Source organism: Polynucleobacter kasalickyi (genome assembly GCF_900176405.1).
Lineage (GTDB): Bacteria > Pseudomonadota > Gammaproteobacteria > Burkholderiales > Burkholderiaceae > Polynucleobacter > Polynucleobacter kasalickyi.
On sequence record NZ_FWXJ01000005.1, the window covers coordinates 124,645 to 142,657 of the forward strand.

16 protein-coding genes are annotated in these 18,013 nt (G+C 41.1%); 10 read left to right on the forward strand and 6 right to left on the reverse strand.

Going from position 1 to position 18,013, the window contains the following annotated elements; all coding sequences use genetic code 11:
• The 3 genes from B8983_RS06195 to B8983_RS06205 are packed head-to-tail and all read right to left on the reverse strand — an operon-like array spanning position 1 to position 3,646.
• On the reverse strand, positions 1-1,608 hold the full coding sequence (locus B8983_RS06195) for a benzoate-CoA ligase family protein (protein WP_084283273.1): 1,608 nt from the start codon (positions 1,606-1,608) through the stop codon (positions 1-3).
• 17 nt (positions 1,609-1,625) lie between these two features.
• Positions 1,626-3,173, reverse strand: coding sequence for a 3,4-dehydroadipyl-CoA semialdehyde dehydrogenase (locus B8983_RS06200; RefSeq protein WP_084283274.1), 1,548 nt, complete (start codon positions 3,171-3,173; stop codon positions 1,626-1,628).
• Positions 3,170-3,646 carry a 4-hydroxylaminobenzoate lyase gene (locus tag B8983_RS06205; RefSeq protein ID WP_084283275.1) on the reverse strand — a complete coding sequence of 159 codons (477 nt, stop codon included), beginning with the start codon at positions 3,644-3,646 and terminating at the stop codon, positions 3,170-3,172. The genes B8983_RS06200 and B8983_RS06205 overlap by 4 nt, the downstream gene beginning before the upstream one ends.
• 145 nt (positions 3,647-3,791) lie before the next feature.
• Here B8983_RS06205 and B8983_RS06210 point away from each other — a divergent pair, with 145 nt between their 5' ends.
• The 8 genes from B8983_RS06210 (at position 3,792) to B8983_RS06245 (ending at position 12,869) form a co-directional block, all read left to right on the forward strand.
• Complete coding sequence (locus tag B8983_RS06210) at positions 3,792-4,679, forward strand: helix-turn-helix transcriptional regulator (RefSeq protein ID WP_084283276.1); 888 nt, start codon at positions 3,792-3,794, stop codon at positions 4,677-4,679.
• Between the two features lie 98 nt (positions 4,680-4,777).
• Complete coding sequence (gene boxC / locus B8983_RS06215; protein ID WP_084283277.1) at positions 4,778-6,436, forward strand: 2,3-epoxybenzoyl-CoA dihydrolase; 1,659 nt, start codon at positions 4,778-4,780, stop codon at positions 6,434-6,436.
• Positions 6,437-6,471: 35 nt separating this feature from the next.
• Entirely contained in the window at positions 6,472-7,899 is a 1,428-nt protein-coding gene (gene boxB / locus B8983_RS06220) for a benzoyl-CoA 2,3-epoxidase subunit BoxB (protein WP_084283278.1), read from the forward strand.
• 86 nt (positions 7,900-7,985) lie between these two features.
• Positions 7,986-9,272, forward strand: coding sequence for a benzoyl-CoA 2,3-epoxidase subunit BoxA (gene boxA, locus B8983_RS06225; protein ID WP_084283279.1), 1,287 nt, complete (start codon positions 7,986-7,988; stop codon positions 9,270-9,272).
• Between the two features lie 40 nt (positions 9,273-9,312).
• The gene (locus B8983_RS06230; RefSeq protein WP_084283280.1) at positions 9,313-10,110 is read left to right on the forward strand and encodes an enoyl-CoA hydratase-related protein; all 798 of its coding nucleotides are present in this window, start codon (positions 9,313-9,315) and stop codon (positions 10,108-10,110) included.
• Positions 10,107-11,612, forward strand: coding sequence for a 3-hydroxyacyl-CoA dehydrogenase (locus tag B8983_RS06235; protein ID WP_084283281.1), 1,506 nt, complete (start codon positions 10,107-10,109; stop codon positions 11,610-11,612). The genes B8983_RS06230 and B8983_RS06235 overlap by 4 nt, the downstream gene beginning before the upstream one ends.
• Positions 11,605-12,411, forward strand: coding sequence for an enoyl-CoA hydratase/isomerase family protein (locus tag B8983_RS06240; RefSeq protein ID WP_084283282.1), 807 nt, complete (start codon positions 11,605-11,607; stop codon positions 12,409-12,411). The genes B8983_RS06235 and B8983_RS06240 overlap by 8 nt, the downstream gene beginning before the upstream one ends.
• Complete coding sequence (locus B8983_RS06245; protein ID WP_084283283.1) at positions 12,411-12,869, forward strand: MaoC family dehydratase; 459 nt, start codon at positions 12,411-12,413, stop codon at positions 12,867-12,869. The genes B8983_RS06240 and B8983_RS06245 overlap by 1 nt, the downstream gene beginning before the upstream one ends.
• A gap of 39 nt (positions 12,870-12,908) precedes the next feature.
• Here the strand turns inward: B8983_RS06245 and B8983_RS06250 are convergent, their stop codons facing one another.
• The 3 genes from B8983_RS06250 to B8983_RS06260 are packed head-to-tail and all read right to left on the reverse strand — an operon-like array spanning position 12,909 to position 16,721.
• On the reverse strand, positions 12,909-15,299 hold the full coding sequence (locus B8983_RS06250) for a xanthine dehydrogenase family protein molybdopterin-binding subunit (protein WP_234986916.1): 2,391 nt from the start codon (positions 15,297-15,299) through the stop codon (positions 12,909-12,911).
• Positions 15,300-15,315: 16 nt separating this feature from the next.
• Positions 15,316-15,810 carry a (2Fe-2S)-binding protein gene (locus tag B8983_RS06255; RefSeq protein WP_084283284.1) on the reverse strand — a complete coding sequence of 165 codons (495 nt, stop codon included), beginning with the start codon at positions 15,808-15,810 and terminating at the stop codon, positions 15,316-15,318.
• A 32-nt stretch (positions 15,811-15,842) separates the two neighbouring features.
• Positions 15,843-16,721 (reverse strand): FAD binding domain-containing protein, encoded by an 879-nt coding sequence (locus B8983_RS06260; protein WP_084283285.1) that lies wholly within the window; start codon positions 16,719-16,721, stop codon positions 15,843-15,845.
• A gap of 184 nt (positions 16,722-16,905) precedes the next feature.
• Between B8983_RS06260 and B8983_RS06265 the strand changes: the two genes are divergently transcribed.
• Positions 16,906-17,526, forward strand: a complete 621-nt coding sequence (locus B8983_RS06265; protein ID WP_159460833.1) for a TetR/AcrR family transcriptional regulator — start codon at positions 16,906-16,908, stop codon at positions 17,524-17,526.
• A gap of 1 nt (position 17,527) precedes the next feature.
• Positions 17,528-18,010 carry a VOC family protein gene (locus tag B8983_RS06270; protein WP_084283287.1) on the forward strand — a complete coding sequence of 161 codons (483 nt, stop codon included), beginning with the start codon at positions 17,528-17,530 and terminating at the stop codon, positions 18,008-18,010.
• Positions 18,011-18,013 lie beyond the last annotated feature (3 nt).

Below are 18,013 nucleotides of genomic sequence, written 5' to 3' on the forward strand. Positions count from 1 at the left end.
TCAATTAGAGCTTTTTTCTTGTTCTCTTAACTTAAATCGCTGAATTTTTCCAGTGGCAGTTTTAGGTAACTCAGTGACAAAATCAATCATTCGTGGATATTTGTAAGGTGCTAATTTGTCCTTCACAAAAGCTTGAAGTTCCTCCTTCGATACTTCCAAGTCTTGTTTAAGCACTACAAAGGCTTTCGTTTTCACAAGACCTGATTCGTCCAAAACACCAATCACGGCACTTTCTAAAACGGCAGGATGTTGCACTAAGGTACCCTCAACTTCAAAGGGAGAAACATAGATTCCGCTGATTTTAAGCATGTCATCATTACGGCCTGAATAGGTGTAATAACCCTCTGTATCTCGGATATATTTATCACCACTTTTAGTCCATGCCCCTTGAAAAGTTTCACGTGATTTATCTCTATTATTCCAATACATTGTCGCTGAGCTAGGTCCTTTAATATAAAGATCACCAATTTCACCATCCCCCAGTGCTTCGCCGTCTTCGCCACGAATTTCTAACTCATACCCTGCTACTGGTTTACCAGATGTGCCATATTTAACGTCACCTGGGCGATTGGATAAAAAGATATGTAACATTTCAGTGGAACCAAGACCATCAATAATTTCACAGCCAAAATGCTTAGTCCAACGCTCACCAATTTCTCTTGGCAAGGCTTCTCCAGCGGAGGAACACATTCTTAAAGCAACTTGATGTTTTGGAGGTAACTCTTGACTTGCCAACATGCCGCTATAACCAGTTGGTGCACCAAAGAAAATACTCGGTTTTAATTCAACAAACCTTTTAAAAACCGCATCTGGTGTTGCACGTCCTGCCATCAGAATCGTAGTAGCTCCGACGCTTAGTGGAAAACTTAAGCCATTCCCAAGCCCATAGGCAAAAAACAATTTGGCGGCAGAAAAACAAATATCTTCTTCTTTAATTTCTAATACTGGCTTTGCATATAACTCAGCAGTCCAATAAGGATTAGCATGGGTATGAACAGTCCCCTTTGGCTTACCAGTTGAGCCAGAAGAATAAAGCCAAAAACCAGGATCATCCGGAGCTGTCTTAGCTGACTCCAAAGGCTTCGCAGAAGAAATCAATTTCGAAAAATCTTGAACTAAAATTTCAGGGTGCGATTTTTGAAAGGCATCTATGGTTTCTAGAGTTAGATTCGGAACAATGACGGATTTAACCTCACAAACCTTATCTTTTTTAATAATTTCTAATGCTTTACTAAGTGTCCCCATCAAATTATCAGAAATCAAAACTGTTTGCGAACGGCTATTTTCTAACATGTAGGCATAGTCATCAGCAGTCAATAGCGTGTTTACCGCAACGGGCACGATACCAGCATACATTGCACCTAGAAAACTAATCGGCCATTCGTTACAGTCCTGCATTAAAAGTAATACTCGCTCTTCTCGTCTAACACCATTTGCAATCAGAGCACTACCCAACTTTTCCATTTGCGCAAATAAATCAGCATACGTTAACTGCCCAATATCGTCTATGTAAGCTATTTTATTTAAACGACTTTGATTCTTATTCCGAATAAACTCGGCAAAGTTAAATTGTTTTCCTAAGAAATCTTGATGACTAGATAGTTGCATAAATACTCCTTAAATTCTTACAAACGATTTAATAAATTAGGGTGTGCTTGCACCCCAACTTTGCGATGATAAAAATGTAGAGCTCGGATACCACCTAACTCTTCCCCGCCACCAGATCGACCTGGGCCCCCATGAATTGTTTGGGGCATCACGTTACCATGACCAGTCTGAGCAAGCGTTTCTGAAGTAACAATATGAACACGTCCGTGAAGAGCCGCTATTGCCAAGCCCCCTTTAATTAGACTTTCATGCTGCTCACCATATAATGAGACCACTAAGGAACCTTGACCTTTGGCAATTAATTCAATCGCCTGAGAAGTGTCTTTATAGGCCACCAAGGTGGCGACAGGCCCAAATACCTCTAATTCATGCACACTAGTTGCTTCTCCAGCTTCCTTTGCAGTACTAATTCCAAAGAGTACTGGTGCAACACAAGCAGAGTCTTTAGAGGCATCAACAAAATCAACAGAATTACCATCAAAAATAATTTCAACTTGATTAGATAATTCTTTGATTCCTTTTAAAACAGTATTTTTTTGCTCTAAATTAACGATTGACCCCATTCGTACAGAATCATTTCTGGGATTACCAACCAAAGTTTTCGAAAGCCTTGCGGTTATTGCCTGTGCAACATGACTAAATAACTTTTCTGGAACAAAAATCCTGCGGATTGCAGTACATTTCTGTCCTGATTTGACTGTCATTTCACGACAAACTTCTTTGATAAATAGTTCAAAAACAGGATCTGTTGATTGGACATCTTCCATCAACCAAGCTGAATTCAGACTATCCGCTTCAATATTGACTCGTACGGAAAATTCGGTAATTGCAGGATGAGAGCGGATTAATTTAGCAGTTTGAGCAGAACCAGTAAATGAGACCACATCAAATGGCTTGAGGGCATCTAGAAGCCCCTTAGAACTGCCACAAATTAAAGTGATTGCTCCAGGAGGAAAAATACCCGCTTGAATAATGTCTTGTACCATCTCATGAGCTAACCAGGCAGTGGAACTTGCTGGTTTCAAAATAATAGGTACCCCAGATAAAATTGCTGGCCCCATTTTCTCGAGAAATCCCCAGGCCGGAAAATTAAAAGCGTTAATTAAAAGTGCAATGCCTGGTAGTGGCGCATAAATATGTTGTGATCCGAAGGATTGATCTTTAGCTAAGCTTACAAAATCACTATCTAAAAGATAATTTTTATCACTTAAAGACTCTCCTAATTTTGCGTAATATCCAAGAGTGAAAATGCCCCCTTCAATATCCACTGCAGAATCATTTTTGACCGTACCACTGTTCTTTAGTGATATTTCGTAATATTTATCCTTGTTTTCATTTAAAACCTTGACGGTTGATTTCAACAGAAGTGCACGGCTCTGATAATTTAGTTTTCTGAGTTCTGCGCATCCAATATTTCTAGCGTATTCAAATACCGCGTTTAAATCGAGGCCTGTTGAATCTACTCTAACTAAGGACTCACCAGTAATCGGGTCCTTCAAGGTGAAACCTTCAGCGGACCCAACGAGCCACTGATCAGTAACGTAGTTAGCTAACAATTTAGTCATGATATATTTTTTTCCTTAAATTGAATTTGTCCTTCAGGTAATAAATAAAGAACAAGAGCCCGGCCGTTACTAACAGTCGGTTCATGCGCACTTCCTGCCGCTGTCACCATCCAGCCGGCTGCATGACCATCAAATAGTGCTCCATCATCAATCGGCATAATTAAATCAATCTCCCCTAATGGGTGAACATGGTGTGGACCAGCAATATTTTCCATATCAACCACATCCACAGAAAACCCTGCCAAATCATCAGCGGGTTTAAAAACTCGGCCATATCGAATGCCACCACCCTCACGATTACATAACCACCCCTGATCGATACCAGCAAGACATACATTCTTCATCTTCTGATACCAGGCTGTTGTATAGCCATACTCTTCATTAAGCCATTGCTCAAGGTGTTGATCTAGAGCACGCAGTCCAATTAATTGGGTAAGCTCTGATAACTGCAAACGAAAGTCAACCTGATTCATTTCCAACTGATGATGTTTAGATATTTCACTCAACTTGCAAATTCCTTTAATATGAATTATTGTGCATACTGAACTTTAATTTGTTAAATCTACGAAGTCAAGCACTATAATTCATGTTTCAGGGTAAATACTGATAAAATAAATCATGGCAAATACTTTAATACAAGAAAATACGGCATTAAAAGCCCTTGGAGAGCGGGTAGCTACTATCCGCTCAAGACGTGGAATGACACGTAAGTCCTTGGCACTGTTATCAGGCGTCTCTGAAAGGCACCTAGCAAATCTAGAGTATGGGAAAGGTAACGCATCCTTTCTGGTGCTGATTCAAATAGCGGATGCCATGCAATGTACGATGGCTGAATTAATTGGCGACCCAACCACCACTTCCTCAGAATGGCTCCTCCTCAGGGAATTATTACTGTCTCAAAGTGAAAATACACTAAAAAAAATTCGCCTATTGATACAAGAACAAATTAGCGAGATTGATGTCACAACGAAAGGCTTCAATTCAACGGTGGCATTAATTGGCTTGCGCGGAGCAGGTAAATCGACCTTGGGCCTTATGCTAGCTGAGGATCTTGGCTTTCAATTTGTAGAGTTAAGTCGTGAAATTGAAAAATTCGCAGGATGTAGTGTTGCTGAAATTCAAGGATTGTATGGCGTCAATGCCTATCGAAGATATGAACGTCGGGCCCTGGAAGAAACTATTCAAATATACCCAGAGGCAGTCATTGCAACACCTGGTGGCATTGTCTCTGACCCTGCAAGCTTCAATCTTCTGTTGAACCATTGCACCACGGTATGGTTGCAAGCAAAACCAGAAGATCATATGGAACGAGTTCGTAAACAAGGTGATTTACGCCCCATGGCTGATAACAAAGAGGCCATGGAAGATCTTAAAAAAATCCTTATTGGACGTGCCTCTTTCTACTCTCAAGCACAATTTAATATCAATACGAGTGATCAGTCCCTTGAAGAAAGCTTCCTTTTATTAAAAAATATCGTCCGAAATGCACTAAAAATCTCAGAATAAAAAAATATGCACAAAAGTGCTTGACAATTAAAATTGATGCACTATTATTCATCTTATTGTATTTTTTTAATTGTTAGATTTGAAAAAGGGGACTTTTCGTGAATACTTCAGTACATGTCGATTACCAAATTAATCCATCCCAATACCAACATTGGAAATTATCAGTTGATGGCGAATTCGCTACCATCACTGCTGATTTCAATGAAAATGGCGGGCTGCGTCCAGGATATAAATTAAAACTTAATAGCTATGACCTTGGCGTAGATATTGAGCTCAATGATGTAGTCAATCGAATTCGTTTCGAACACCCACAAGTCAAAACCGTCATCATGACCAGTGGCAAAGATAAAGTATTTTGCTCTGGCGCGAATATTTTTATGCTCGGTGTTTCTAGTCACTCATGGAAAGTAAACTTCTGTAAGTTCACCAATGAGACCAGGAATGGCTTAGAAGACTCCTCCACTCATAGCGGGTTGAAATTTTTAGCAGCTGTCAATGGTGCTTGTGCTGGTGGTGGATATGAACTTGCTTTAGCGTGCGATGAAATTGTTTTAATTGATGATCGTTCAAGCGCTGTCAGCTTACCTGAAGTACCCCTATTAGGCGTACTTCCTGGTACGGGTGGTTTAACGCGCGTAACCGACAAGCGCCATGTCAGACATGATTTAGCCGATATTTTCTGTACGACTAGTGAAGGTGTTCGTGGCCAAAAAGCAAAAGACTGGAGACTCGTCGATGAAATTGCAAAGCCAGCCGTATTCTTAGAAACCGTTCAAAAAAGAGCGGCAGAACTTGCTAAGAAAAGTATTCGACCTGATGTTGCTACAGGAGTTGCATTAATTCCTCTCGATAGAACAATTGAAGCAGATGCCCTAAAGTACAAGTATGTCACCGTTGAAATTGATCGTGCGAAACGTATTGCAACTTTCACGATCAAAGGGCCATCAGGTAGTCAACCAACCGATATTGCAGGTATTGAAGCTGCCAGCTCTAACTGGTACCCACTCATGATGGCGCGTGAATTAGAAGATGCTATTTTAATGATGCGTACGAATGAACTAGATATTGGCGTGTGGATCATTAAGACTCACGGCAACCATGACGATATAACTGCGATGGATGCCACCTTAGTGAACCATCAACAACATTGGCTCGTCAGAGAAACCATCGGTTTACTCCGCAGAACATTCAGTCGTCTTGACGTTTCTTCGAGAAGTTTATTTGCATTAATTGATGAAGGATCTTGCTTCAACGGTACTTTCCTTGAACTCGCACTCACTTGCGATCGTATTTATCACTTAGTGTTACCTGACGATATGGATGCCACGCCGAGAATCATGGTGAATGATGTGAATTTTGGTACATACCCAATGATTACCAATCAAAGTCGCTTAGGTCGTCGCTTCTATGATGAGGAACCCGCTATGAATGCAGTTCGCTCCAAAGCTGGACAACTTCTGGATGCAGATCAAGCTAGTGAAATTGGTCTCAACACCATGAATCCAGATGATATTGATTGGCATGATGAAGTTCGCATTGCCATTGAAGAACGTTTATCAATGTCCCCTGACTCACTCACAGGCTTGGAAGCAAACTTGCGTTTTAACGGACCAGAGAATATGTTCACAAGAATTTTTGGTCGGTTAACTGCGTGGCAAAACTGGATTTTCCAAAGACCGAACGCTGTTGGTGAAAAAGGTGCGTTAAAGGTCTATGGCAAAGGAGAGAAAGCGCAATTTGATTGGAACCGTGTTTAATTATTAATTGAAGTAACTAACCTTCGGAGATAAATATGAGCAGCATCAATTACAACGAAAAAATTCCTAATAATGTGAATTTGAGTGAAGACCGTACGTTACAACGTGCCTTAGAACAATGGCAACCGAACTATATTAACTGGTGGAATGACATGGGACCAGATCACTCTGGAAACTTTGATGTCTATTTGAGAACAGCCGTTAGTGTAGATCCCCAAGGGTGGGCTCAATTTGGCCATGTAAAAATGCCTGATTATCGCTGGGGTATCTTTTTAAATCCAGGTGATGCCGAAAGAAAAATTCATTTTGGTGATCACAAAGGTGAGAAAGTATGGCAAGACATCCCTGGTGAATACCGTGCCAACTTAAGAAGAATTATTGTTACGCAAGGTGATACAGAACCTGCCTCTGTGGAACAACAACGTCACCTAGGTTTGACTGCGCCAAGCCAATATGACTTGCGTAATTTATTCCAAATTAACGTAGAAGAAGGCCGTCATTTGTGGGCCATGGTGTACTTGTTGCATAAATACTTTGGTCGTGATGGTCGTGAAGAGGGTGAAGCATTATTACAACGTCGCAGTGGACAAGAAGATAATCCTAGAATCTTAGAAGCGTTTAACGAAGAAACGCCTGATTGGCTTAGTTTCTTTATGTTTACCTACTTTACCGATCGTGATGGAAAATTTCAGTTATGCGCTTTAGCTGAGTCCAGCTTTGATCCACTGGCACGCACAACTAAATTCATGTTGACTGAAGAAGCTCATCATATGTTTGTTGGTGAAAGTGGTATTTCACGTGTGATTAATCGTACCTGCCAAGTAATGAATGAATTAAAGACGGATGACCCTAGCAAATTAAGAGCTGCTGGAGTGATTGATTTACAAACCATTCAACGCTATCTCAACTTCCATTTCAGTGTCACGATTGATTTGTTTGGTGCGGATGAGTCTAGCAATGCGGCGACTTTCTATTCGACTGGTTTAAAAGGTCGCTACGAAGAAGGTAAACGTATGGACGATCACTCTCTCAAAAACGATTCTTATCGTATTTTGCACGCAAGCAACGGCAACTTAGTTGAAAAAGAAGTTCCGATGTTAAATGCATTAAATGAAGTACTCCGTGATGACTATATTAAAGATAGCATCGGTGGTATTGAACGTTGGAATAAGGTGATTGAAAAAGCTGGAATTCCTTTCCGTTTAAGTGTTCCTCATAAAGCTTTCCACCGTAATATCGGTGCATTATCAGGTATAAAAGTTTCTCCAGCTGGTCAAATGATCTCTGAAAACGAATGGCAAGCTCGTAAAAATGAGTGGCTGCCAACACCTGAAGACCGTGCATTTGTGGCAAGTTTAATGGGACGCTGTGTCGAACCCGGTAAATTTGCAAACTGGATTGCGCCACCAGTCATGGGTGTAAATCGTCAACCGGTTGACTTTGAATATGTGCGTTTTAATTAACGCATCATAAAAAAAGAGAGCACTTTAAGTGCTCTCTTTTAGAATGTAATGTCACTTTATTAATATTGCTTAGAATATCCCTACCTATGTCCACAGAAATTATCGACCAACACCTGATTGATCCAGAAATTTGTATTCGTTGTAATACTTGTGAGGCTACCTGCCCAGTCGGAGCCATCACGCATGATTCTCGAAATTATGTTGTAGATGCGGAGATTTGTAATCTTTGTATGGCCTGCGTTCCACCTTGCCCAACTGGTTCAATCGATAATTGGCGAAAAATTCCAAAATCACGTGCATATAGTATCGAAGAGCAACTCATTTGGGATATTTTGCCGGAAGCTCTTGCGGCTGATGCCCTAGCAGAAATGAAGCCTGCTGAATCAAGTTTATCGAACTCGTCTGTATCAATGGAGCAAAAAGAGAGTTCAGTTGCTCAAAGTAGTAATACCCCTTTACCGATGGCAAAACCCGTTAATTTTGGTTCAACCATTCCACCATGGTCAGCAGCACATCCTTATGTCAACTTATACGGCCCCAAGTCGGCTGTAAAAAGTGTCAAAGCTACGATTGTCGGAAACTTTAGAGTAACTGAAGTGGGCTCGAATTACGACACCCATCATATTGTGTTAGATTTTCATGACACGCCATTTCCAGTTTTAGAAGGTCAGTCAATTGGCATCATTCCCCCAGGTACTGATGATCAAGGTAAAGCACATCATGCGCGCCAATATTCAATTGCTAGTCCTCGTAATGGTGAACGCCCTGAATACAACAACCTTTCACTAACCATTAAACGTGTTTTAGAAGACCACGCTGGAAATCCAGTAAAAGGTGTTGCATCAAACTTTATGTGTGACTCACAAATTGGGGATCAGGTTGAGGTCATTGGACCATTTGGTTCAAGTTTTTTAATGCCAAATCATCCAGAGTCAAATATCATCATGATCTGTACGGGAACCGGCAGTGCCCCAATGCGAGCAATGACAGAATGGCGAAGAAGGTTAAGACAAACTGGCAAATTTAAAAATGGCCAATTAATGCTTTTCTTCGGCGCCAGAACGCAAGCAGAACTCCCCTACTTTGGTCCATTACAAAATTTACCAACAGACTTTATTGATATCAATTTAGCCTTTTCTAGAACCCCGAATGAGCCTAAAAAATATGTTCAAGACGCTATGCTAGAAAGAGCTCAAGATCTTGTAACCCTCCTAAAAAACCCCAATACCTATGTGTATGTTTGCGGTCTAAAAGCAATGGAAGATGGCGTTATAAAAGCTTTAGAAGAAATTATTCAAAAGGATGGATTAAACTGGAATGAATTCGGTAATCAACTAAAACTTGAAGGTCGATTACATTTAGAAACTTACTAGCCTCACCTCGCCCTTATAGGGGTTTTAACTTAATAAGATCATGAAAAACTACACCACTTTAATTCTAAAAAATAGAGCACCTGGCGTGCTCGAAATTGAAATGTCTCGCCCTGAGGTCTTTAATGCCTTTGACGAAACCATGATTGTAGAAATGCAAGATGCCTTTGAGTTCGCTAATAACTCACCTGAGATCCGCGTGATTGTTCTGTCAGGGACTGGCAAACACTTTAGTGCCGGAGCCGATCTGCAATGGATGAAAAGAGCAAGTACGGCATCTGAAGAATGGAATCTTGAAGATGCGCGAAAATTCGCAAAAATGTTAAGTACCATTGATCAATCAGTTAAACCTGTAGTAGCACGTATTCAAGGAGCCGCTCTCGGCGGTGGATTTGGTTTAGCCTGTGTATGTGATATTGCAATTGCCGCAGAACAAGCAAGTTTTGCAATCAGTGAAGCTAAATTTGGGATACTTCCATCCGCCATTGGTCCTTATGTAATTAATACTGTTGGTAAAAGGCAAGCTAGACGTCTTGCTCTGACCACCATGAAAATCTCTGCGAATGATGCCCTCAAAATCAATTTAGTTCATGAAGTAACAACGCTAGATCAATTAGATGCTGTGGTTAATCAGAATGTAACCATGTTGTTAGCTAGCAGCCCCAATGCCATTAAAGAAATTAAGCAATTATTTGGTCAACTGGCGCATGGCCCAGTAACGCCTGAAGTTGTTGAACTCACTGCTCAAACAATTAGCCGTGTCAGAGGAACTGATGAGGCAAAAGAAGGATTTGATGCCTTTTTAAATAAACGACCTGCAAATTGGATTCCACAATCATGATTGAACTATCGCAGGGAAAAATCTTAGTCATTGGTGCTGGCATTATGGGCACAGGCATCGCTCAAGTTGCTGCTCAAACCGGCCATCAAGTAGCACTATTTGATGCCAAGGAAGGCGCCAACTTAAAAGCCATCGAATCCTTAACGAAAAGTTTAGAAAACTTAGTTTCTCGGGGAAAGATGTCCCCTGAATTAATGCAAACCACTTTGCAAAATATTCGTCCAATTCAAGAGTTGTCAGATGCCAAAGATGTAGTTCTAGTGATTGAAGCTATTGTTGAAAAACTTGATGTTAAAAGAGCGTTATTTCAACAACTCGAAACAGTTGTTAGCGAACAATGTATTTTAGCCACCAACACGTCTTCAATTTCAGTGACTGCAATTGCAAATGGTTTGAAACGACCACAACAATTGGTGGGGATGCACTTCTTCAACCCAGTGCCGGTCATGAAGCTAGTCGAAGTAGTCAGCGGTTTACAAACCGATCCTGAGGTAGCAAACGCCATTTTTACACTTTCTCAAGCTTGGTCAAAAGTGCCCGTGCATACTAAATCAACACCAGGATTTATTGTCAATCGTATTGCACGACCTTTTTATGCGGAAGCACTTGGCATGTTGCAAGAACAAGTGGCTAGCCCCTTTGAAATCGATAGTTGTTTAAAGTCTGCCGGCTTTAAGATGGGACCCTGCGAACTAATGGACTTAATTGGTCATGACACAAATTTTTCAGTCACCTCCAGTGTCTATGAAGCGAATTTTTATGATAAGCGCTTTACCCCATCATTAATTCAAAAAGAGTTAGTTGACGGAGGTTTACTGGGCAGAAAGTCCGGTCGTGGTTTTTACGATTACTCTGCGGATGCTGTAAAACCTTCGATTCTCACTCCAGAAGCAAAACCACTGCCATCAAAGTTAAAAATCGTATTACACGGTGATCAACCACTAATTACTTTTTTTAGTGAGCAACTAGAATCCTTGAACATCAAATATGAATTCGATGAAGAAAGTGACTGGTCAGGAGTAGCCTATAACCAAATCGAAATCCGCATTACTGATGGTTTAATGGCGACAGAAATGGATCATAACGCCGTTCTCATTGATCAATCTTTTGCACCGTTTGCTGGGATGCATTTAGCATGGACGCACTCAACAACGGCAACTAAAGAATTAATGAAATCAGTTGAAAATTTCTTAATCACTTTAGGTATTCAACCAATCAAGGTGATTGACTCACCTGGTCTGATTGTGGCTAGAACAATTGCAATGCTCATTAATGAGGCCTGTGACGCGGTAAACCAGGCGGTTTGTACTGAAGATGCAGTGAATCAAGCGATGCGTCTAGGGGTTAATTATCCACAAGGTCCATTTGATTGGTTAGAACAATGGTCTGCGGCAGATGTGGCATTTTTATTAGACAGCATGGATGACTTTTATCGTGGTGAACGATATCGTGTGAGCCCGATGCTTCGTAGAAAATCTTGTGAGGAATTGCTCAATGAATGAAATTTTAGAGATTTGCCCTAATTTACGAGTAGAAATTTTATCGAATGGTGTTGCTGAATTAATCATTGGTCCAGCTGGTGGTATGCCAATGACAGACGATGTCATGCACGCCGCCTTAGGCACAGTTTTTACGAAACTCAATCAACATCCCTCTGTGAGAGCAATTCTTATCCACAGTGAGGGTAAAGGGTTTTGTGCTGGCGGTGCTTTCTCTATGGTTGAGGGCATGATTAATTCTCAGGATGCCCGACTACGCGTTTTGCGTGAAGCAAGAGAGCTTGTCCAAAGTATGATTGATTGTGACGTACCAATTGTTTCTACAATTAATGGTGCGGCAGTTGGGGCGGGTGCCGCTCTGGCCTTATTAGCTGATATTTCGATTGCTGGGACGAAAGCGAAGATCATTGATGGTCATACGAAATTAGGTGTAGCTGCAGGCGATCATGCTGCTGTCATTTGGCCATTACTTTGTGGGATGGCCAAAGCAAAATACCATTTATTGATGTGCAACACCATCGACGGTGTTGAAGCTGAACGTATTGGACTTGTAAGTCTTGTGGTACCTGACGAAGAGTTACTTACAAAGGCACGTGAAGTTGCCACGACCTTGGCGAGTGGCAGTCCGACCGCCTTAGCATTTACAAAACGCTCCCTCAATCATTGGTTAAGAGCCGCTTGGCCAGCATTTGAACATTCATTGACATTAGAGATTTTAGGTTTCGCAGGTAGTGATGTGAAAGTAGGACTAAAAGCTGTTCAAGAAAAACAATCTCCTGAATTTTCAAAAGTAAAAATTTAATGAAATTTGCTGACTTTCATAAAGATCAAGTTTTAAGAACTCGTTCTTATCTCATAACTGAAGAAGAAATTATTCAGTTTGCTAAAGCTTATGATCCTCAATGGTTTCATACGAATATTGCAGCAGCAAATGAAGGGCCTTACCAAGGTCTCATCGCGAGTGGGTGGATGACTTGCGGCATTGCCATGCGACTTGTTGCAAATGAAATATTAGAGGGCTCAGAGTCAAATGGTTCACCTGGGCTAGCATATCTTCGGTGGCCGGCCCCGGTCAGACCTGGTGATGAATTATTTGTGCAAACAACGGTGATTGATCATCGCTTTTCTAATAGCAAACCCCATATCGGCATTTTAAAGTGGCGTTGGCAGGTGTTTACTCAATTGAATATCGAAGTTTTGGATTTAGAAGCAACCAGTTTTTTTGACACTTCGATGAAAACTATCCCTTCTAACGAATAGTTTTCATCTCTCCAAAAATAGATTTACTTTTAGTGAAGATTAGATCGTTCCTAATGCTTTTAAAATCTTTTCTGGTGTTAATGGTTGATCAAAGCTATGCACATTAAACGGCGCTAGAGCATCATTAATGGCGTTAATGACCGCTCCAGGAGCGCCAGCTGTACCCGCCTCACCAGCACCCTTAGCACCCAGCAAAGAGGACTTCGTTGGGGTTTGCACGTGTGCCACTTCAATATCAGGCATCTCAGAGGCCATTGGCACTAAATAATCAGCCATGTTGCCATTGATCATTTGCCCCATTTCATCGTATAAACACTCTTCAAATAGAGCCCCACCAATTCCTTGCACAATAGCGCCACGAATTTGCTCATCGACTAGCATTGGGTTAATAACCCGACCACAATCCTCCACGGCCCAGTGTTTTAGCAACTTCACAAAACCCGTATTCGTATCCACTTCGACATAAGAAGCTTGGACACCATTGGTAAAGATAAAGGGGTAATCCTTTTGTGAATAATGTCGAGTTACCGTCAAATCGGCTTGAAGATCTTTTGGCAAAGTATCGGTTCTGAAATAACCAACTCGCCCCACCTCGCTCAAAGGAAGTTTCTCTTCATTCGTCAAACGGTCAATGACTTTCCCTTGTTTTAATGCCAAACTTGAAGCATCAACTTTAAGGATTGCACCGGCAATTTTTAAGATATTTTCTTTTAATGCCAGACCTGCAAGTAATACAGCCTCACCACCAATACCCGCTCCTCTGGATGCCCAAGTTCCACCACCGTATGGTGTCGCACTAGTATCACTGGTGATTAGACGCACATGTTCAATGGGTAGACCAACGGCATCTGCTGCAATTTGGGCAAAGATGGCTTCATTACCTTGTCCTTGTTCCCCAACGCTTACTGCAACAGCAATCACGCCTGATGGATCCAAGCGAATCGTTGCACCATCTTGGGAAGCAATGCGAGCACCACCAACACCATAAAAGGCAGGACTGGGGTTCGTTAACTCAATTAAGGTGGCTATCCCAATCCCACGATAAATACCGCGACTGCGAAGTTCTTCTTGCTCTTTTCTTAAACTAGCGTAGTCCATGAGTTCTTCTAATTTAGCCAAACACTGCTCGTGAGAAAGCACTTCAAGTCTAATACCAGAAGCCCCTGTATAGGGATAAGCATCATCAGGAATCACATTGATTTTTCTAATTTCCAATGGATCCATCTTGAGTTGCATAGCGGCAAGATCAACCAGTCCCTCAGTCACAGCACAAGCAATCGGATGTCCTACACCACGATACTGGCAGGTAGGTGTTTTATTTTGAAAAACCACATTCAAATTTGCTCGGTATTGAAGATGCTTGTAAGGACCACCCACTAAATTCACGACTTGATTACCTTCGATGGCACTGGTTCGTGGGAACATAGAGTAAGGCCCAATACCAGTGAGATCGTCGATTTCAAATGCTAAAATCTGACCCTCTTTAGTAACTGCAATCTTTCCTTGAATAATATGCTCTCTAGCATGAATATCACTCAAGTAAGACTCGAGTCGATCAGCCACAAACTTAATCGGACGTTTGAGCATAATAGATAAACCCACCGTAGCAAAATCATCAGGATACGCATGGACTTTAATGCCGAATGAGCCACCTACATCATGACAAATGACGCGGACATCCGATTCTACTAAGTCAAACTGTCGACAATACAAATCTTGCATCATGTGCGGTGCTTGGAAAGAGTGATAAACCGTCAACCTGCCATCTGCACCAAAGTCAGCAATTTGACAACGTGGCTCGAGGGTCACGCCAGTGTGCCTACCAAAACGAAACTCTGCAGAAGCAACCACATCTGCCTTGGCAAACTGAGCATCGACATCACCCGTATCTAAAGTTCTTTTAAAACAAATGTTATCGCCTAATTCCGGATGAATCATAGGAACATTGGGATCTAAAGCTGCTTGCATATCTAATAAAGCGGGTAAATCTTCCCATTCCACTTCAACAAAAGGTAGCGCATCTTCTGCTTGTGCCCGCGTCTTTGCTACAACGGCCACCACTGGCTCACCCTGCCAACAGGCACGATCAATCGCGAGAGGATATTGAGGAGCCGATTTCATACCCGCCAAATGGGTCAGGGTTGCGACCCAAGGCTTACAAACGGTTGCCAACTCATTGCCATCAACTACTGCAATTACCCCAGGCATCTTCAAAGCATGCTCTTTGATGATCTTGATAATTTTCATATGCGCAACGGGAGAACGCCAATACACTACGTGGGCCATTTTGGGCAATGAAATATCATCAATATATTTACCATTCCCCTCAGTGAGTCTTTTTGCCCCATGACGTGGTTCACTCATCCCAATATAACGTTGTTCAGTCGTTACAGGGGTTAATTTTTCTTGTATTTCGCTAGGTTTATTCACAATAATTCCTTTTCAATCAAGACTTATTCACAGCAAGTGCAAGCCGTTCTTCTAAAACGTAACAAATTGCATCAACAATTGCTTGATAGCCAGTGCAACGACAATAATTTCCAGAAATCCACTCACGGACTTCTTCCCTAGTAGCTAATGGTTTTAGTTCAATTAACTCAGCAGCAGCGAGTAACATGCCAGAGGTACAAAATCCACATTGCAGCGCATTAAACTTTAAGAATGCTTGCTGGAGATCCTTGTAATGACCCGAAGAAGTTAAACCCTCAATCGTCTCTACCGTGCCTTGGTCAGCCTGCACAGCCAACACTAAACATCCACGAACAATTTTCCCGTTTAATTTCACAGTACAGGCACCACAAGCGCCCTGTTCACAACCTAAATGTGAACCAGTCAAACATTGATCATCGCGCAAAAAATCAACCAAATGCTGCCTTGGTTCGACTTCTGTAGTGATCGACTGACCATTCAAGGTCATGTGAATAGTTGTTTTATTTGCCATAAAATATTTTCTTGATTTGAATTAAGTAATAATTATTTTGCTAAAGACTTCAAAGCTCTTTCGATCAAAACACCAATCAAATGAGTTTTCATTTTTGCAGAGTTGGTTAAGTCTGACATCGTCTGAATTTCAGATCGAACAGCTGACTGACACTGGGCAATCAAATCCAGCTCTTTCATCTTTGCCAACGAGTTTCCAATGAGTAAATTTTGAGCTTGAGAAGCAATCATGGGAGTTGATGCAACGGAAAAATAAACGATCCGTGCTTCTTTAACGATTCCGGCAATATGCTCTAATTGCACGGTGAGCCCAGCAATTGCATAGTCGCCATGTCGCCTTGCTAATTCTTCAAAATAGTCACAAGTTAGCAGACTAGAAATGACAAATTCAGTACCCAACAGAATCTCATTAGCTTGTAAATCTGTGGTGTATAAATCTTTAAAAAAATCTTTTGCCTTCATTTTGCGCTGTCCGTCTGGACTGGCAATCACCATCACACCATCTAGAGCAATTGCGCAGGCAGGCCATTCTGCAGCCGGATCACCATAGACAATTGAACCACCCCATGTACCCAAATTTCTAATGGCACGGTGAGCAATGTGTGGCACTGCTTTCTTCAATAGTGGTAATTTCTCAGCAATGATTTGAGAGTCTTCAATTTCAGTATGGGTCGTCATCGCCCCCACAAAAATCACCTCTTGATGACCGTCTGATCGAACTTTTATGCCTTTTAATTCATCCACTCCATTTAAATCAATCAATAACTCTGGTGCAGATAATCGCATATTTAACGATGGCAATAAACTCTGACCACCTGCAATCAACTTGGCATTATCACCAAAATCTTGTAACAAACTAAGGGCTTGATCGATCGTTTGAACTTTACGGTAATCAAAGGCTGCTGCTTTCATTCTATCTCCAAAATTCTGACTGGTATCTTAATAAAGATTTATTTAAAATTACAATACTGTTATTATTTAACAAATGTTCAATAAGAACCTATTCGTGTAAACCCTTATCCTTCTTATGCAAACTCAACCCACTGAGGAAACTTCATTTTCTACATCTCAGTCAGAAACTCCATCCCCTAGACGGATGAGTCCTGAAAAACGAGAGAGACAAATTGTTAATCAAGCAATTGCTTTTTTCGCGAAACATGGGTTTGAGGGTCAATTAAGAACGCTTACTGAGGACTTAGGTATTACTCATACCTTGCTATACCACTACTTCCCAACAAAAGCAGATTTGATCGAAAGAGTTTATCAAGAGGTGGTTGTTGATCGATGGAAACCAGAATGGCAAATGTTATTATCAGATGAAGGAAAATCGACAGAAGCGAAATTTGTAGAATTTTATATTGATTATGCAAAAACAATTCTCACACACGATTTTGTCAGAATTTTAGTTTTTTCCGGACTATCCGACAAAATTTTTAGTGATCGATTTTTTAAATTACTTCAAACTAAAATCCTTCCCTTACTCATTTTTGAAACACGAAAATATTGTAAAGTCCCAGTCCAACAACCTACCAGCGAAAAAGAAATGGAATTACTATTAGGGCTCCATGGTGGTATCTTTTATTTAGGTATCAGGCGTTGGATTTATGGCGCATCATTTCAATCAGAAACACACCAAATGAGCGATGAAGAAATTATTCAAGATCGCATCACATCTTATTTATTAAGCGCGCAACATTTATTGAAGAAGGAGAAATAGCATGAGTGAATTCATTATTAATCATCTAGCGATTCGCAGTCCAGATGCGAATTCCACGAAGAATTTTTTTGAGACCATTTTAGGGTTAGTTCCTGGACCTAGACCTGATTTTCCGTTTCCGGGTTATTGGATGTATAAAGCCGACTCTGATCTCGATAATTACTTAAACGCAGTTGTTCATATTGTAGAAATCGACATGAACGATCCAAGTGGTTTGATTAATTATTTGGGTGATAAAGAAATGCCTTCTCTCAAAGGTTCCGGTGCAATCGATCATGTTGCCTTTTATGCAACAGGACTAGAAAAGATGTTGAGCCATTTACAACATCACCAGGTGCAATTTAGAGAACGCTTAGTTCCAACGATTAAATTGCATCAGGTGTTTTTAGAAGATCCGAACGGTATCACGATTGAGCTAAATTATCCAGCACATGAAAGAACTGATCTTGACTCGAAATTAATAGCAACAAACTCAATCAATTAAATT

Coding starts and splice junctions, on each gene's coding strand:
- B8983_RS06195 (WP_084283273.1), bottom strand. CDS start 1,608: ATGCAACTATCTAGTCATCAAGATTTCTTAGGAAAACAATTTAACTTT.
- B8983_RS06200 (WP_084283274.1), bottom strand. CDS start 3,173: ATGACTAAATTGTTAGCTAACTACGTTACTGATCAGTGGCTCGTTGGG.
- B8983_RS06205 (WP_084283275.1), bottom strand. CDS start 3,646: ATGAATCAGGTTGACTTTCGTTTGCAGTTATCAGAGCTTACCCAATTA.
- B8983_RS06210 (WP_084283276.1), top strand. CDS start 3,792: ATGGCAAATACTTTAATACAAGAAAATACGGCATTAAAAGCCCTTGGA.
- boxB (WP_084283278.1), top strand. CDS start 6,472: ATGAGCAGCATCAATTACAACGAAAAAATTCCTAATAATGTGAATTTG.
- boxA (WP_084283279.1), top strand. CDS start 7,986: ATGTCCACAGAAATTATCGACCAACACCTGATTGATCCAGAAATTTGT.
- B8983_RS06230 (WP_084283280.1), top strand. CDS start 9,313: ATGAAAAACTACACCACTTTAATTCTAAAAAATAGAGCACCTGGCGTG.
- B8983_RS06235 (WP_084283281.1), top strand. CDS start 10,107: ATGATTGAACTATCGCAGGGAAAAATCTTAGTCATTGGTGCTGGCATT.
- B8983_RS06240 (WP_084283282.1), top strand. CDS start 11,605: ATGAATGAAATTTTAGAGATTTGCCCTAATTTACGAGTAGAAATTTTA.
- B8983_RS06245 (WP_084283283.1), top strand. CDS start 12,411: ATGAAATTTGCTGACTTTCATAAAGATCAAGTTTTAAGAACTCGTTCT.
- B8983_RS06255 (WP_084283284.1), bottom strand. CDS start 15,810: ATGGCAAATAAAACAACTATTCACATGACCTTGAATGGTCAGTCGATC.
- B8983_RS06260 (WP_084283285.1), bottom strand. CDS start 16,721: ATGAAAGCAGCAGCCTTTGATTACCGTAAAGTTCAAACGATCGATCAA.
- B8983_RS06265 (WP_159460833.1), top strand. CDS start 16,906: ATGAGTCCTGAAAAACGAGAGAGACAAATTGTTAATCAAGCAATTGCT.
- B8983_RS06270 (WP_084283287.1), top strand. CDS start 17,528: ATGAGTGAATTCATTATTAATCATCTAGCGATTCGCAGTCCAGATGCG.